Annotated in this window: 16 protein-coding genes; 7 read left to right on the forward strand and 9 right to left on the reverse strand. The window is 62.1% G+C overall.

Annotated features, from left to right (window positions below):
• Positions 1 to 36: 36 nt before the first annotated feature.
• Together ABX74_RS17615 and ABX74_RS17620 are read right to left on the reverse strand one after the other, a co-directional pair.
• Complete coding sequence (locus tag ABX74_RS17615) at positions 37 to 1,686, reverse strand: class I adenylate-forming enzyme family protein (RefSeq protein WP_047889338.1); 1,650 nt, start codon at positions 1,684 to 1,686, stop codon at positions 37 to 39.
• Entirely contained in the window at positions 1,683 to 2,636 is a 954-nt protein-coding gene (locus ABX74_RS17620) for a cyclase family protein (RefSeq protein ID WP_047889339.1), read from the reverse strand. Before ABX74_RS17620 ends, ABX74_RS17615 begins: the two co-directional genes overlap by 4 nt.
• A 115-nt stretch (positions 2,637 to 2,751) precedes the next feature.
• On the opposite strand from ABX74_RS17620, the gene ABX74_RS17625 reads away from it, so the two are divergent.
• Positions 2,752 to 3,678 (forward strand): TetR family transcriptional regulator, encoded by a 927-nt coding sequence (locus ABX74_RS17625; protein WP_029254130.1) that lies wholly within the window; start codon positions 2,752 to 2,754, stop codon positions 3,676 to 3,678.
• A 46-nt stretch (positions 3,679 to 3,724) separates the two neighbouring features.
• Positions 3,725 to 5,452, forward strand: a complete 1,728-nt coding sequence (locus tag ABX74_RS17630; protein WP_082148523.1) for an oleate hydratase — start codon at positions 3,725 to 3,727, stop codon at positions 5,450 to 5,452.
• 7 nt (positions 5,453 to 5,459) lie between these two features.
• Here ABX74_RS17630 and ABX74_RS17635 read toward each other — a convergent pair whose 3' ends face one another.
• Together ABX74_RS17635 and ABX74_RS17640 are read right to left on the reverse strand one after the other, a co-directional pair.
• Positions 5,460 to 5,837, reverse strand: coding sequence for a DUF5313 family protein (locus ABX74_RS17635; protein WP_003943558.1), 378 nt, complete (start codon positions 5,835 to 5,837; stop codon positions 5,460 to 5,462).
• A gap of 30 nt (positions 5,838 to 5,867) precedes the next feature.
• Entirely contained in the window at positions 5,868 to 6,839 is a 972-nt protein-coding gene (locus ABX74_RS17640; protein ID WP_047889341.1) for a GlxA family transcriptional regulator, read from the reverse strand.
• A 71-nt stretch (positions 6,840 to 6,910) separates the two neighbouring features.
• On the opposite strand from ABX74_RS17640, the gene ABX74_RS17645 reads away from it, so the two are divergent.
• The 3 genes from ABX74_RS17645 to ABX74_RS17655 all read left to right on the forward strand — a co-directional run bounded on the left by ABX74_RS17645 (position 6,911) and on the right by ABX74_RS17655 (position 10,306).
• A complete protein-coding gene (locus tag ABX74_RS17645; RefSeq protein WP_047889342.1) occupies positions 6,911 to 8,227 on the forward strand; it encodes an MFS transporter in 1,317 nt (438 codons plus the stop codon).
• Between the two features lie 78 nt (positions 8,228 to 8,305).
• Entirely contained in the window at positions 8,306 to 9,859 is a 1,554-nt protein-coding gene (locus ABX74_RS17650; protein WP_003943578.1) for a succinic semialdehyde dehydrogenase, read from the forward strand.
• Between the two features lie 3 nt (positions 9,860 to 9,862).
• Entirely contained in the window at positions 9,863 to 10,306 is a 444-nt protein-coding gene (locus ABX74_RS17655; protein ID WP_020905677.1) for an SRPBCC family protein, read from the forward strand.
• A 60-nt stretch (positions 10,307 to 10,366) separates the two neighbouring features.
• Here ABX74_RS17655 and ABX74_RS17660 read toward each other — a convergent pair whose 3' ends face one another.
• Entirely contained in the window at positions 10,367 to 11,323 is a 957-nt protein-coding gene (locus ABX74_RS17660) for a proline dehydrogenase family protein (protein WP_047889343.1), read from the reverse strand.
• A gap of 161 nt (positions 11,324 to 11,484) precedes the next feature.
• On the opposite strand from ABX74_RS17660, the gene ABX74_RS17665 reads away from it, so the two are divergent.
• On the forward strand, positions 11,485 to 11,745 hold the full coding sequence (locus ABX74_RS17665) for a hypothetical protein (protein WP_047889344.1): 261 nt from the start codon (positions 11,485 to 11,487) through the stop codon (positions 11,743 to 11,745).
• Positions 11,712 to 11,891: a hypothetical protein gene (locus ABX74_RS17670; protein ID WP_019746296.1), complete on the forward strand. Its 180-nt coding sequence runs from the start codon at positions 11,712 to 11,714 to the stop codon at positions 11,889 to 11,891. The genes ABX74_RS17665 and ABX74_RS17670 overlap by 34 nt, the downstream gene beginning before the upstream one ends.
• Before the next feature lie 9 nt (positions 11,892 to 11,900).
• On the opposite strand, the gene ABX74_RS17675 is transcribed toward ABX74_RS17670, so the two are convergent.
• The 4 genes from ABX74_RS17675 to ABX74_RS17690 form a co-directional block, all read right to left on the reverse strand.
• On the reverse strand, positions 11,901 to 12,716 hold the full coding sequence (locus ABX74_RS17675) for a siderophore-interacting protein (RefSeq protein ID WP_020905680.1): 816 nt from the start codon (positions 12,714 to 12,716) through the stop codon (positions 11,901 to 11,903).
• A gap of 144 nt (positions 12,717 to 12,860) precedes the next feature.
• Positions 12,861 to 14,099: an HNH endonuclease signature motif containing protein gene (locus ABX74_RS17680; protein ID WP_020905681.1), complete on the reverse strand. Its 1,239-nt coding sequence runs from the start codon at positions 14,097 to 14,099 to the stop codon at positions 12,861 to 12,863.
• Positions 14,100 to 14,191: 92 nt separating this feature from the next.
• Positions 14,192 to 14,809: a response regulator gene (locus ABX74_RS17685; protein ID WP_019746299.1), complete on the reverse strand. Its 618-nt coding sequence runs from the start codon at positions 14,807 to 14,809 to the stop codon at positions 14,192 to 14,194.
• Entirely contained in the window at positions 14,806 to 16,008 is a 1,203-nt protein-coding gene (locus ABX74_RS17690; RefSeq protein ID WP_020905682.1) for a sensor histidine kinase, read from the reverse strand. The genes ABX74_RS17685 and ABX74_RS17690 overlap by 4 nt, the downstream gene beginning before the upstream one ends.
• Positions 16,009 to 16,021 lie beyond the last annotated feature (13 nt).

Genomic DNA, 16,021 nt, shown 5'->3' on the forward strand with positions numbered 1-16,021 from the left:
GGGCGGGCGAGCCTGGAGGCCCGCCCGCCTTCGTCGTCAAGAGGTCGTGCGCAGCTCCCGTCGCAAGATCTTGCCCGTGACGGTCTTGGGCAGTTCCTCCACCAGCACCACGGAGCGTGGGTACTTGTACGCCGCCATCCGCTGCTTGCAGTGATCGATCAAGTCTTCCGGCGTCACCGAGGCCCCCGCGACGAGGCTGACAAACGCCTTCACCGTCTCACCGCGGTATTCGTCGGCGATCCCGACGACTGCCGCCTCACGGACTGCGGGGTGCTCGGCAAGAACGTCCTCGACCTCGCGTGGCCACACCTTGTAGCCGGACGCAATGATCATGTCCTTCTTACGGTCGACGACGTAGAACCAGCCGGCTTCGTCCATGAAACCGACGTCGCCGGTGTGGAACCACCCGTCGCGAATGGCCGACGCACTCTCCTCCGGCTTGTTCCAGTAGCCGCGCACCACCTGTGGACCACGGACGACCAATTCGCCGATCTCTCCGATCGGCAGGACCGCACCGCCCTCGTCTTCGATGCGGACCACGGTGTTGGGTACTGGAACGCCGACGGACAGTGCCCCGGACGTGGGGTCGACGGGCGTATCCGCCCCGACGGGAACGGCGTGAGTGGGCGACGTGGTCTCGGTCAGCCCGTAGATGTTGTGCAGCGCAGCACCGGTCATGGCGCGGACTGCCTCGGCGGCTGTCGGCGAGATGGGTGCGCCGCCGGAATACAGCAACCGCATGGAGGTGAAGTCTTCGGGCGCGCAACCCGGAGTGTTGAGCAGTGCGGTGAACGCAGTGATGGCGCCGACTGTGAATGTCGGGCGGTGCTCACGAATCGCGTCGAGCATCACCTCGGGCTGGAAGCGATAGGCCAGCACCAGCGGCATTCTCGCCAAGACGGACACCGCGATGTGACCGATCAACCCCGTGATGTGGAAGAGCGGTGCGACGCCGAGAACCGTGTCTTTCGGGGTGAGCCCCAGCCAGTCACGGTAGACCTGGGCGTTGAAGGTCATGTTCGCGTGAGAGGTCATCGCTCCCTTCGGCGGACCTGTGGTTCCCGACGTATAGGTCAGTACCGCAATGTCTTCCGGTGCAGCGTCGGTAGTGATCGGATCACCGAGACGATGCTGGTCGATCAGCGTCGCGAGATCGTCGGTACCGAGATCCTTCTTCACGATTCCGTCGAAAACCCGTGGATCGTTGCGGCTTTGGTACTCGAGTTCCGAGGTGGTGATGACTCGCCTGACCGGCGAGTCGGAGACGACGTTGCGGCCGACGGACTCGTAGAGCCCCTCGAGAGCGATCAGAACCGCTGCTCCGGAATCTTCGAGTTGGTATCCCAGTTCTCGTTCACGGCTCATGGGATTGATCGAGACTGCGACGCCGCCGGCTTTCCAGATTCCGGCGAGGGCGAGCACGAATTGCGGAACGTTCTGCAGGAAGAGTGCGACACGGTCTCCCTTCGTCAGACCACCTGCTCGTAGTGCGCGGGCCAGGGCGTCACTCTGCTGATCCAGTTCAGCGAAACTGAGTTGACCGTCGAAGTACTTCACAGCCGTGGCGTCCGGATCAGAGCGGACCGCCGCCGCCAACATTTCGAGCATTGTGGGCTGTTCGACGTCGATGTCGGGGGGAACGTCGTTGCGGTACAACGCCAACCAAGGGCGATCCTCGTATGTCATTTGATGGCAACCGGATTCACGGGAGAGCCGCTGGCCTTGGCAACCTTGAGCGGTGCGGCGACGTACAAGAACGTGTACTGGCCGTCGGACGCACAGTCCGCGGCCAGTTTCTCCAGATCGCAGATCTCGGTGAACACCACACCGAGATTGCGCATCAATGCGTTGTGGAGAACCAGTGCCACACCGTTTTCGGGGTCGGTGGTGACCTCGTTGGCAATGGTGTCGGTGACGAGGTTCGGAATCTCCATGTCCTGGAACCACTGGACGAGTTCGGGGCTGTAGATCAAGCCGGGCTCGCAGAAGCCCTCGTAGAAGGCCTCGCCCTGGTCGAAGAACAGCTTGAGGAAGTTGGTACGGATGACGAGAATGTCACGCTTCTCGATGGTGACGCCCTGCGCCTCGGCACAGGCCAAAAGATCTTGGTGCGTGAAGGTTTCGGCCTTGTCGAGGTTCTCCTTGCCGCGGAACTTCGCCATGTCGAGAAGTACTGCGCGTCCGACGACGCCGCGGTCGGCAATCGGTTCGACGCTGGCCTTCTCCAGGCCGCCGACAGTGGTATCAGCCGAGTATCCGTTCCACAGGGCGCCGTCGTACCAGACGTGGCCGAGTGCGTCGTACTGCGTCGAGCCCTGCAGGAACGCGTCGATCTTGTCGTCCGCGTAATGCAGGCCGCCGGGGAAGTTGGGGGCGTCGTCGCCGTCCCAGCTGCTCTCGTCGAAGATCTGTGTGCGCTCGGCGGGGCTCCGGCCCGGCCAGACCGGATCACCCTTGGGATCGCCGATAAGACGTTGGAGTGTGAACACGGAACCCTGCTTGATGGTTCCGACGCCACGAAGCACCTGTCCGGCGTCGAGGTAGTTCAGTGAACCGACCTCGTCGGACTCTCCCCACTTGCCCCAGTTGCTGGGTGCGTCGCGCAGGAGTTCTCCAAGATATGGCGCCTCGGTCATGGTGATTCGATCCTCTCGCTACCGACACCGAACGATCGCTCGGGCGGACCTGGGTCTTTGTGATCCACATCATGTTCAGGCCGATAACTAGTAGTCAACAGGTTCATAGATTTCCGTGGTCATCGCATTGTTGGAAATCCTATGTTCGGCAATACTGAACACTGTGACCGAATTTGAGAATGCTGTCCTGATCGGGGCGTCGATCCGGCAAGCGCGGCGTCACAGCGGGCTCTCGCTGCGTGAATTGGCCAGGCGTCTCGATGTCAGCCCGGCCACCCTCAGCGCTGTCGAGACCGGAAAGACCAGAGTCAGCGTCGACCGGTTGGCGGCAATCGGCGGGATTCTCGGAGTGCGTTTCGACGCTCTGCTCCCGGCTGCGATAGTGCGTCCGCCGGAACAGCCGCGGTGGGGAGGCGACGACGCCGACCCGGACGCACATTTTCGCCCGAACGAGTGGCGAAGGTTCGGTCCGAGTTCGTTCGATCCGGTGTTGGCGGCCGCGCTCGCGGAGATGGTGAAGACCGGATATCACGGCGCTGCGATGCGTGAGATCGCCAAACGTGCGCAGATGAGTGTTCCGGGTCTGTATCACCACTATTCCAGCAAGCAACAGATGTTGGCCGAAATTCTCGACCTCACCATGGCTGAACTGAACACGAGATCGTTGGCGGCTATCGAAGAGGGCGAAAGTCCCGACGAAAGATTGGCTTTCCTTGTCGAATGTGTGACCTTGTTCCATATCTATCGGCGTGATCAAGGATTTCTCGGCGCCAGTGAAATGCGCAGTCTCACAGCCGAAAACAGGTTGCGCATCACGGAATCACGCAACTACCAGCAATGGTTGATGACGAAGCAAGTGGACGACGGAATCGCCGCGGGGGTGTTCGAGACGGATCGGCCGCGACAGGCCGCGCGTGCGATTGTCGTGATGTGTGTCTCTGTCGCGCAATGGTATCGGCCGAGTGGGCCGCAAACGCCCGAGGAAATTGCACGTGACTACGTGCGTTTTGCGCTCGATCTGGTGCGCCTTCAGCGACCGTGACGGACGTCATCCGGTTCGGGTGATGCGCCTGCGGGCAAACGGGTCCATGCTTGGAAGGTATCCGTACCGCGACTCGAGTAAGGAACGAAACCCAATGTCTTCCAATCTGTCTCACAAGGCCTACATGATCGGTGCCGGCATCGGAAACCTCTCGGCTGCCGTCTATCTGATTCGAGACGGTGAGTGGAACGGTGAGGACATCACCATCATGGGCCTGGACATGCACGGAGCGAACGACGGCGAATCCGCTGCTACGTTTCAGCACCAGTACGGCCATCGCGAACTCGGTAACGACGCGGGTTTCATCAACCGCGGCGGCCGCATGCTCAACGAGGAAACCTACGAGAACCTCTGGGACGTATTGAGTGCGGTTCCGTCGCTGGACAACCCGGGAAAGTCGGTGACGGATGACATTCTCGACTTCGACCACGCGCACCCCACGCATGACGTCGCACGGTTGATCGACCGAGACGGTATTCGCAACAAGGGCGAGAACGATTACAAGCACATGCAATTCGACAACAAGGACCGGTACTTGTTGACGAAGCTGATGACGATGCCGGAGTCGGACGAGGCAAAACTCGACGACATCAGCATCGAGCAGTGGTTCGAGGACACTCCGCACTTCTTCACCACCAACTTCTGGTACATGTGGGAGACCACTTTCGCTTTCAAGCGGGTGAGTTCGGCGATGGAGCTTCGCCGGTACATGAACCGAATGATTCTCGAGTTCAGCCGCATTCAGACGCTTGCGGGTGTCACCAGGTCCCCGTACAACCAGTACGAGAGCATCATCTTGCCGATGCGGACCTTCCTCGAAGGTAAGGGCGTGAAGTTCGTCAACGAACTGAAGATCACGGAGTTCGTGTTCAAGGACACCCCGCTTCGAGACGAGATCATCGTGACGGGACTCGATTACGAGAACGTCCGCACCGGCGAGAAGGGCCGAATCGACGTGGCGGAAGGCGATTTCGTCTTCGACACCAACGGCAGCATCACCGACAGTTCGTCGATCGGCGATCTCGACACCCCGATCGTCGAAGACATGAGATACGCACCGAGTGCGCTGCTGTGGAAGCAGGCCACCGAGCATTTCTACGATCTCGGGAATCCCGACAAGTTCTTCGGGGACCGGGCGCAGAGTGAGTGGACCAGCTTCACCGTCACCACTTCGTCACACGAGCTCATCAACGAGATTTCCCGAATCACCAAGCAGCTCCCCGGAAATGCACTCAACACGTTCGTGGACTCGAACGTGCTTCTGTCGATCGTGGTTCACCATCAGCCGCACTACCACGCGCAGAAGGAGAACGAAGGAGTCTTCTGGGGTTACTGTCTGTTCCCGCGCAAGGACGGCGACTACGTGAAGAAGCCGTTCATCGAGATGACCGGGCGCGAAATGCTGGAAGAGACTCTCGGGCATCTCGAGGCGCTCGACGAGAGCGGTGCGCTCGCCGCGCGCCGACAAGAGATCACCGGCAGCGTCGTGAATTCGATTCCCAGCCACATGCCTTACGCCAGTGCGCTGTTCAATCGGCGAGCCGTTGGCGACCGGCCGTTGGTGGTGCCGAAGCACTCCAAGAACCTGGCGTTCATCAGTCAGTTCGCGGAGTTGCCGTTCGACATGGTGTTCACCGAGCAGTACTCGGTGCGCTGTGCTCAGGTGGCCGTCTACAAGTTCCTGGGGATTCCGGAAGACAAGCTCACCAAGATGCATCACTACGAGAAGGATCCGAAGGTCCTCGCCAAGGCCGCAGTGACGATGTTCCGCTGAGGGGTGCTCAGCGACCGTGCCGCTTCTCGTAGTCCTCGCGAGTGCGATCGGCACGGCGCTGGGCCTTCTCGTCGAGCAATTCGGGATCGAGTCCGTGGCTCAGCAGGCGGTGACGGCGGTAGATGGTCCCGAGTGCCACGACGAAGTACGCGAGCGGGATGAGCAGCAAAGCCATCATGGCCAAGGGAATCCAGATCGGTCCCGGAATCAACAGGAACAGCAGAAGAATCAGCGTCGCCGGCACGGTGAAACGAATGATGTAGCGAGCCTGCGCACCCGGTCCGACCAGATCGTTCCGCACCCAGTCCTGGTACCGGTCGGGGAGCGTCTTCCCCAGGAGGTATCCGCAGTACTGGGGAAAGTTCGGGCGAGTCTGTTCGGCCATGGCCTCCAGGATAGTGCCTGGTACTGCCGCTTACGCCGGTGCCTTGAACGTGCGTCGGTAGGCGCTCGGTGAAACGCCGAGCGCTTCGTTCATGTGTTGACGCATCGATGTCGCAGTCCCGAAGCCGGTTCGAGCTGCAATTGCATCGATCGACAGATCGGATTCCTCCAGCAATTCACGTGCCCGATCGACGCGTCTGCTGGTCAGCCAGCGGTTCGGTGTGGTTCCGACTTCGTCGCGGAATCGACGGCTGAAGGTGCGGACGCTCATGTTGGCACGCGTCGCCAGGTCTGCCAGCGTGATCGGATCGCCGAGATGTTCGAGGGCCCAGTGCCGAGCGTCGGCAGTCGATTCCGAAGGCTTGTCAGCCAGTGGGCGGCGGATGTACTGCGCTTGACCACCGTCGCGCCACGGCGGTACGACGCAACGCCTCGCGACGGTGTTCGCCACTTCCATGCCGTGGTCGCGTCTGACGATGTGCAGACAGAGATCGACGCCTGACGCCACGCCGGCCGAGGTCAGGATGTGGCCTTCGTCGACGAACAGCACGTCGGGATCCACGTTCACCTTGGGATAGACACGCTGGAAATGGTCGGTGTTGCGCCAATGCGTCGTAGCGCGGAGTCCGTCGAGCAAACCGGCCGCGGCGAGGATGTACGAACCGGTGCAGATCGAGACCAGCCGGGTCCCCTGGCGGATGCGTTCGAATGCTGCGGCCAATTCGGGGGAGAGATACCCCTCGTCGAAGGCCGGGCCCAATTCGTACGACGCGGGGATGACGACGGTGTCGGCGGTGGCGAGCAACTCGCTCCCATGGGGGACCGAGATGCTGAAGTCAGCGTCGGTCCGCACGGGATTGCCGTCGATTGTGCACGTCAGGATCTCGTACAGCGGCCGATCCTCGACGTCGAGGGCACGCCCGAAGATGCGCGCGGGGATCCCGAGTTCGAAGGGAATGACTCCGTTCAGAGCCAGTACGACGACGCGATGCGGACCAGACATGGCTCGATTCTTTCATATATTGGCAATCCGGCCACTGTTCTCGATCGAATCCGAACTGCAGAATTCTCTCTGTGACTTCTGAGACCGCTCTCCCGGAATCGGGCCCGCAGCAGGCGAGCCCCCCGCGCTTTCACCGCGCGTGGTCCGTCGCGATCGTGGCATTCCTGGCATTGGTCGGTGCGGCGAGCTTCCGCGCTGCCCCATCGGTGCTGATCGATCCGCTGCACGAGGATTTCGGTTGGTCCCGCGCCAGCATCTCGGCCGCCGTCTCGGTCAACCTGATCCTGTACGGGCTGACCTCGCCGTTCGCCGCTGCCCTGATGGAAAGGTTCGGTATCCGGGCGGTCGTCACTTCGGCGTTGGCGCTCATCTCGCTCGGCAGTGGTCTCACGATCTTCATGACCTCGAGTTGGCAGCTCATTCTGTTGTGGGGTGTCTTCGTCGGCCTCGGCACCGGTTCGATGGCGCTGGCGTTTGTCGCCACCGTCGTCGATCGCTGGTTCGTCGAGAAGCGTGGTCTCGTGACTGGCATCCTGACGGCCGGTGGTGCTGCCGGTCAGCTGGTGTTCCTGCCCGTCCTGGCGAAGCTCGCGGAAACGTACGACTGGAAGAGCGTCGCCTTCACAGTTTCGTTTGCCGCGCTGGCCGTCGTGCCGTTCGTCCTGCTGTTCCTGCGCAACTATCCGTCAGACGTGGGAACGACGCCGTACGGCGCGCCCGCCGATTACGCCCCACCCGCCAAGCCTGTCTACCAGCGCGGCGGCGCCGGAGGCCGGGCGATCTCGGTGCTGGTGATGGCGTCGAAGACCAAGGTGTTCTGGCTTCTCGCCGGTACCTTCGCGATCTGCGGCGCGAGCACCAACGGACTGATCGGAACGCACTTCGTCCCGGCGTCGCACGATCACGGAATGCCGATCACGATGGCCGCGTCCCTGTTGGCGTTGATCGGAATCCTCGACATGGTCGGCACCATTGCTTCGGGTTGGTTCACCGACCGGATGGACTCGCGAAAACTTCTCGGCATCTACTACCTCTTCCGCGGAATCTCGCTGCTCTTCCTGCCGCTGCTGCTCGCCAACACCGTGAATCCGCCGATGATCGCGTTTGTCATCTTCTACGGGCTCGATTGGGTGGCGACGGTTCCGCCGACGGTCGCGCTGTGCCGTCAGCACTTCGGCGCCGACGCTCCCATCGTGTTCGGTTGGGTGCTGGCATCTCATCAGATCGGTGCGGGTCTGGTGGCCTTTTTGGCCGGCCTCGTTCGTGATCAGATCGGCTCGTACGACGCTGCCTTCTTGGTGGCCGGCGCGCTCTGCGCGATCGCTGCAGTCATGTCGTTGTTGATCGCAAAACGTCCGAAAGAGGCAGTATTGGTTGACTCTGTCTGATTCGGCACTGTGATCGGTACCACCGACGGGGTAAGTTGTGTGTAACTCCAAGAACTACTCACCAGTAGGGGTACTGAAATGCCTGCTCCGTCCGCTGCGACCTTCTCGCGGCTCGCCGATCTGATCGCCATCGACAATGTTGCCGATCGCCCGACGAAGTCCATCACCGAGGTGTTCACCGGCAAGGAGCTGGCGACCATCCCCGTTGGCACCGCCGACGACGCACTTGCGGCCATCGCCCGTGCCCGCGTCGCCCAGAAGGAATGGGCCAAGCGCTCCGTCCTCGACCGCGCCGCCGTCTTCCACCGCTACCGCGACCTCATCCTCGAGAACCGCGACGCACTCATGGACATGGCTCAGGCCGAGACCGGAAAGTCGCGTACCGCAGCTCAGGAAGAAGTCCTCGACATCTCGATGACGTCGCGTCACTACGCACGTGTGGCGCCGAAGCTGCTGCGCCCGCGTCGCGTCTCCGGCATGCTTCCGGGTCTGACGAAGACCGTCGTCCGCTACCAGCCCAAGGGTGTCGTTGGCGTCATCTCGCCGTGGAACTACCCGATGACGCTGGCCGTGTCCGACGCCATCGCCGCGCTGCTCGCGGGCAACGCCGTTGTCCTCAAGCCGGACAGCCAGACGCCGTACTGCGCGCTCGCCTGCGTCGAACTGCTCTACAAGGCGGGGCTGCCCCGCGACCTCTTCGCCGTGGTTCCCGGACCGGGCTCCGTCGTGGGCACCGCGTTGGTCGAGAACACCGACTACCTCATGTTCACCGGTTCCACCGCGACCGGTCAGCTCCTCGCCGAGCAGGCCGGCCGTCGACTGATCGGCTTCTCCGCCGAACTCGGTGGCAAGAACCCGATGATCGTCGCGGCCGGCGCAGACCTGCGCGAGGTCACCGACGCCGCCGTGCGTGCGTGCTTCTCCAACTCCGGTCAGCTGTGCATCTCCATCGAGCGCATCTACGTCGAAGAGTCCATCGCACCCGAGTTCATCCGTATGTTCGGTGACCGCGTCAAGAAGATGAACCTCGCCGCTGGTTACGAATTCGGAATCGAGATGGGCAGCCTCGTCTCCGAGGCCCAGGTCAAGGCAATCTCCGCGCATGTCGACGACGCAGTGGTCAAGGGCGCCACCGTCATTGCCGGCGGCAAGGCCCGCCCGGACATCGGACCGCTGTTCTACGAGCCCACGCTGCTCACCGGGGTTCCCGAAGACGCCGAGTGCTACCGCGACGAGACCTTCGGGCCGCTCGTCTCGATCTACCCCGTCAAGGACGTCGAAGAGGCCATCGCTGCGGCCAACGACACCGAGTACGGCCTCAACGCCAGTGTGTGGGCGGGAAGCAAGGCTGCCGGCGAAGCCATCGCAGCGCGCATCCACGCCGGCACCGTCAACGTCGACGAGGGTTACGCACCCACCTGGGGCAGCACCGCAGCACCGATGGGCGGCATGGGTGTCTCGGGCGTCGGTCGTCGTCACGGGGCCGAGGGGCTGATCAAGTACACCGAGCCGCAGACCGTTGCCACCACCCGCGTCATGAATCTCGGTGGACCGCGCGGACTTCCGGCCAAGGTGTGGGCAAAGCTCATGCCTCACGCCATCAAGATCATGTCCTGGGTTCCGGGCCGGTAACGGGTGGAAACCGCCAGCGCGTACATCGAGGCAACTCCCGTATCGGTGTGGAAGGTTGTCAGCGACATCGAAGGTATGGGTCGCTTCAGCCCTGAAAACACCGGCGGAACATGGACTTCCGGAACCCCGGGCACCGTGGGTGCAAAGTTCAAGGGCACCAACAAGCACGGCCTGATTCGGTGGAGCACGCACTGCACGGTGGTCGACGTGGTCGACTGCCGGAAGTTCTCCTTCGAATCGGACGAGCCGAAGGCTCGGTGGACGTACGTGCTCGAGCCTTCGGGAACGGGCACTGTGCTTACCGAGACTCGTGAGATCTATGCGAAGCCTGCGCTTTACGTCCGCATGATGTCGGGTAGCGGCCTGCTCGGTCGGGGTCGAGATCAGCTGATGCAGACCGGAATGGAAACCACTCTGGCGCGCATCAAGGCGTTTCTGGAGAGCTAGAAACATATACAAGTGGGGCTGCACTCGATTCGAGTGCAGCCCCACTTGTGTTGCTGCGGATCAGTTTGCAGTGGTGACAAGCGCGGCGTCGACGAGCGCGGTGTAGACACGCTCCGGCTCTTCGGCGATGCGATTGAGTACGTACAGCCACCACTGTGTTCCGAAGATGACGTATTCGCGTGTGGTGAAGCCCGCGGCTCGGAGTGCGTCCAGTTGCTCGGTACCGAGACCGAGCAGCATCTCGAACTCGACGTGCTCGCCTCTGAGCTTCGAATCATGCTCGGCACGTAATGCTTCGAGGATGTCGCGGTCATGCGTCGCGATGGAAACCTGGTGACCCGATTCGACGATTCGGGCAGCGTAGTCGAGATACGCGCTGCGCAGTTCGGCACTACCGCGCGGGTAGGCGACGGATTCGGCTTCGAGGAAGGCGCCCTTCACGAGACGGATGCGGCCGGGTCGGTCCAGCAGAGCGGCGAGATCCTTTGCGGTCCGGTGCAGTCGGGCCTGAACAGTGATCCCCACGTGAGTGAAGCGCTCGGCCAGCCGCGCGTGCATGTCGAGGACCAGGTCGGTGCGATCGGACGCTTCGGCGGAGATGATCAGCTCGGCACCTGCGCGTTCCGTGGCCTCGGCCAGGCGCACGACATTGCGAAAGCACTGCTCCGGATCGATTACCAAGCCGATGTGCGAGAGGTCGAACGACACGGTGCTCTCGACACCCGACGTGCCGATTCGTTCCGCGAGTTCCACGAAAACATCGGTTTCGGCGTTCGCGAGCTCGGGATCCCGGACGCTTTCCCCGGTGTATTCGATGCTCGCCTTGTGTCCTCGCGCGAAGATCGAGGGGAGGCGGTCGAAAGCGTCGTCGATGGTTTCGCCGCCGATGTAGCGAGCGGCAACTTTCCGTGCGAGTGCTGCAGTCGCAGCGTCCGCCATGGTGCGTTCTTTCAGGGATTCGTCGAGTGCGAGGCGGCGTAGGACGTCTGCGGCCTGGGCTTGTAGATCCGTGTTCACGGCTTCAGCGTATCCGGACGAGGGTGCGGGAATTATTCTCCGGACCCTTGCGTTCGATCTATTGTCGATATATCGTCGATACGTCAAAGAAACACAGACAGTCCAGGAGGACAACATGTACGCCCCACACAACAACCCAGAAATGCAAGAACGTCGCGAGCATGGCCGCCGAGGCCCGCATCGTGGACACGGTTTCCGTCGAGGATTCGATGGAGAGCGCCCCGAGGGTCGCTTCGAAGACCGAGCAGAAGGACGCCCTGAAGGCCGACGCGGTCGCGAAGGTCAGCGCGGATTTGGTCGACCCGACCAGCGCGGACACGGTCGTCCCGACCAGCGTGGACACGGCCGCCCTCACTTCGGTGAAGCCGGCGCAGCGCTCCGTCCCGCGATGGGTCTACTCCGAGGTGCCGCTGTCGCGGTAGCCGCAGGTGGGACCGCTGAGCAGGTCGCCAAGGCAGAGGCAATTCTTGCCGAGGCACGCCGTGCACTGTTCGAGATGCTGGCGGAAAAGCCGGCTGACGTGCAGCAGGCTCACGCAGAATCTACCGACACACTGCCGGCAGAGTGATCACGGCGCTCAGGCGCCGACGGTGACTTCCTCGCTGTTCATGCCGGAAACGTGGCCGTCGGCGCCCTCTCGCCAGTACCCGACAACATTGTGCTTGTCGCGAGCAATTCCTCGAACTTCCCTCAGATGCTTACGAATACGACGGCTGGTTGCGCTTTCGCACGCCACCCACGCGTAGACGTCGGCCGATTCGGATTCGGGAAACTCGACCCTCTCCACAGCCTCGAACAGCGCGCTCGGCGCCTTTCCGAGACCACTCCCCACGAGCCACGTGTACGTGACGTCGCCGCGAGTGACAAATTCCTGTCGATCCTCTTCGGTTTCGACCTCGATGATCGCCTGTGCGACATCGCCCTCTCGAAGTTCTTCGACAATCCTGCCCAGTCCGGGGAGACCCGTGGCGTCTGCGACCAGCAGCTGCCAGCGAGGACCCGCCGGTGCTTGGTAGTGGGACCGCGAACTGTCCGACCAGAAGACGCCTAGTAGGTGACCTGGTTCGGCCCGCAGGGCCCAATCCGCTGCAATACCGCCAGGGTGCACGACGAAGTCGATGTCCAGACGTCGACCGCCGTCGTGCACCTTGCGCACGGTGTAGTGCCGCCACGGTGGCTCGGTTCCGAGATCGGCCTTGCCGTAGTCGGGATTGTTGAAGTAGTCGTAATCTGCTTCTGTTTCACCGGGTTTCGGGAACGCGATATCGATGCGCTCGTCGCCTTGTCCGCCGGTCGGCCAGTGCCAGTCACCTTCTGCCTCGATGCTGATTCGCCGCATGTGCGGGGTCAGGGACGTGACGGTGACAACGCGGGCGGGTTCGCAGAAAGACATCCCTCGACCCTATTGGTCCTGCGTGTCGAAGTGGAGACAGATGCTGTCGCAAGACGGACATCGAAAGCAGCTGAAAACGCCAGCGTATGCCCCGAGGCATGGTTCTTCCCCGGTGCATACGCTGGCATTTTCAGTTATGCCCGTTCAGGCGGCTGTCGGTGGGCTGTTTCCGCCGATCGGCTGCTGATACGGATCGATCGACATCGGCGGATAGAACACCGTCTTCCGATCGGGGCCGATCTCGACACGCCACTCGGTGTGGTGCAGTGTCCGGTGGTGATGACCGCACAACAGAATCAGATTGTCGAGATCCGTTGGGCCACCATCGTTCCAGTGAACAATATGATGAGCATCGCACCACCCCGACGGAGTCCCGCACCCTGGGAACGCGCACCCACCATCCCGAACTGCCAACGCCCGCCGCTGCGGCACCGTCGCCGTTCTCGCTTCCTTACCGCACTCGAGCGGAACACCATTCTCATCCAACAAAATCCGCGTGACCGTGCAGTCGCACGCCAGCATCCGCGCAGTATCGATACTGATCGGGCCCACCCAATCCGTCCACGCGAACCCCAGTTCCTCAGTGGACGGCAGGAGGTCTTTCAACGCTTGCAGGTCCGTCATGTCTTTTGCGGACGCGGTGACCGTGATGTGTGGTTTCACGCCGCCTTCGATCGGGCCCAACCCCGCTCGCTCGTACCGGCGTAGTAGTTCGCAAAACCCGTCCGCCCGCCGTAATGCCGGCGTGCGGGTGTCCTTGACGCCGTCCTTCTCCGGTGTCGGCGCCGACAGCCTCGACAACAAGGTGATCAGACGGGCCCCGTTCACAGCATCTAAATCGCCCTTCACAGTCACTCTGCCGTACAAGCCTTTCGAGGCGTAGAACTCGTTACGTTCGGAATCTTCCCCGACCGGGACGCCGTCCTCACGCTTGCCGTACTGCTTCTCGATCCGCCGAATCGCTGCCCGCACTGCATCACAATCGGCAATGTTCTTCGACGCCAACCCGAGCAGAATTCCGCGAGCCTTGTCCACATCTGCCAGGGTCATGTTCTTGGGCGGATGCTGACAAAACGACGCCACCTGACGGGCTTTCAACGCATCAACATCACCGCGGTGAAACGCATCCGCCACAACAGGTTCGAGCATCAACAACCGCGCCAACCCGACCAGCAGACTGCACTCACCGATCTCCAAATTCGTCGAACCATGCAACCACTGCGCGATCGCCCGAAAACCCTTCCCCCCGAGAACCTCACGGGAAAACATTTCCACGATCAACAACACCATCCGCGACTGCAACTCGTGCCGGGCGCGCACCAGATCGAGAACCTCACTCTTGAGGTCCTCACCATCCAGCTGCCACGCTTCCCGACTGTCCATGAAGCAATCATATTCGAACAGAGTTTCGAATACAAGAGAATTGCAAGCGAAAATTACTGCTGTCCAGCTACTTTCGACAATTCGGACAAACGTCAGATCGAACCCAGCTCCCGCGCACGAGCTACCGCCGACGTCCGCGACTTCACGCCCAACTTGCCGAAGATGTGGACCAGATGCGATTTGACCGTGGTCTCGCTCAGGAAAAGTTCTTTACCGATCTCTCGGTTGGATCGACCCGCCGCCACCAACTTCAGCACTTCGATTTCCCTTGGACTAAGGCTGGTTTCGGGTTTGCGTACCCGAGTCATGAGCTTCGACGCGATGGCAGGGGAGAGAACGCTGTCCCCGCTCGCAGCGGCGCGGACGGCCGACAGCAACTCGACCGGGGGTGTGTCCTTGAGCAGATAGCCGCTGGCTCCGGCTTCGACGGCGCTCAAGATATCCGCGTCCGTGTCGTAGTTGGTCACAACGAGTACGTGCGGCGGATTCGGCAGCGCGCATACCGCGCGGGTGGCGTCGACCCCCGTCTTGCCTGGCCCGAACCGCAGGTCCATGAGCACGAGGTCGACCGGCGTGGTGGCGCAGAAGGCTATGGCTTCCTCGGCGGTCCCTGCTTCGCCGACCACCTCGATGTCGGATTCGCTTTCGAGCAGCGCTCGCAGCCCGGCGCGCACGATCGCGTGATCGTCGGCGAGCAGCAGGCGGATCACTGTTCACCGACATCGAGGGGAAACGTCACCGCGACGGCCGTGTGTCCCGGCTCCGACTCGATTGAGAACGTTCCGCCCTGCAGTTCGACGCGTCGTCGAATTGCATTGAGGCCAAAAGATTCCGCCGGTCCACGTTCGAGAACTGCCACGTCGAAGCCGCGGCCGTTGTCGACCACGTCGAGGCTGACGGTGTTGTCGGAATACGTCAGTGTCACAGCCATTCTGGTTGCATCCGCGTGGCGGAGAACATTGGACACCGCACCCTGGGCGATGCGCACCAGTGTTGCTTCGAGGGGCATCGGCAGCCGTAGTGCCTCACCTTCGACCACGGATCGTGCTTCCAGTTCAGGACTGCTCGCGCGTTCACAGATTCGACGAAGCGCATCGGCGAGCGACTGACCGTCCAGGGCCGCCGGTGTCAATTCGGCGATGAGTTGGCGGGTTTCGGCAAGACTGTCCGCTGCAGTTTCCCGTGCGAGGCTGATCTGCCGGATGGCCGGGCTCTCCGGATCGGCGCGTTCGGCAGCGTGAAGGAGCATCTGGATGCTCGAAAGTCCTTGGGCCACGGTGTCGTGGATCTCGGCTGCGAGCCTTTCACGTTCGGCGAATTTTCCGGCATCGCGAGACGTCGACGCCAATTCTTCACGGGTGTTCATCAATTCGTCGATGAGACGTCCGCGCTCGGCTGCCTCGCGGTACAGCGCTTGATATCCGAGACCGATAGCAACGGCTACGGCGGCGCCGATGATCGGGCCGACGGCGCCGGCCACCGTCCACCCGCGATGCAATCCGGTGCCGATCACGGCGACAGCCGTTGCCGCGGTGACGGCCAGCAGGCTCCACGGGCGCCGCAGAATATGGAGATAGAGGAAGAAGAGTCCGAACGCGAGGTAGGCGGCGTCGGCGGATACCGCCATCGTCGCGATCCAGACGAGGGTCAGCACGGCCAGCCACCAGCGGGCAGCGTTGCCGCGCAGCCTTTTGGCAACCCCGAAAAGATAGACGGCAACAAAGATCACGGCCAACGCGATGATTGTTGCGGTCAGGTCGGATTCGTCGATCAGCGCTCGAAGAAACACCACACCGGCCAGCGCCATGACAAGGACATGCAGGCCCAGTTGTAGGCCGGCGAAGACAGGCGTGAGCGGAGATCGGTGCATCTCGCCCAGCTTAGCGAGGTTCGGGCCTGGTTCATCCATCAAAAGTTGTAAA

The sequence above is a fragment of the Rhodococcus sp. ARP2 genome, from assembly GCF_001029585.1.
Taxonomy (GTDB): domain Bacteria; phylum Actinomycetota; class Actinomycetes; order Mycobacteriales; family Mycobacteriaceae; genus Rhodococcus_F; species Rhodococcus_F erythropolis.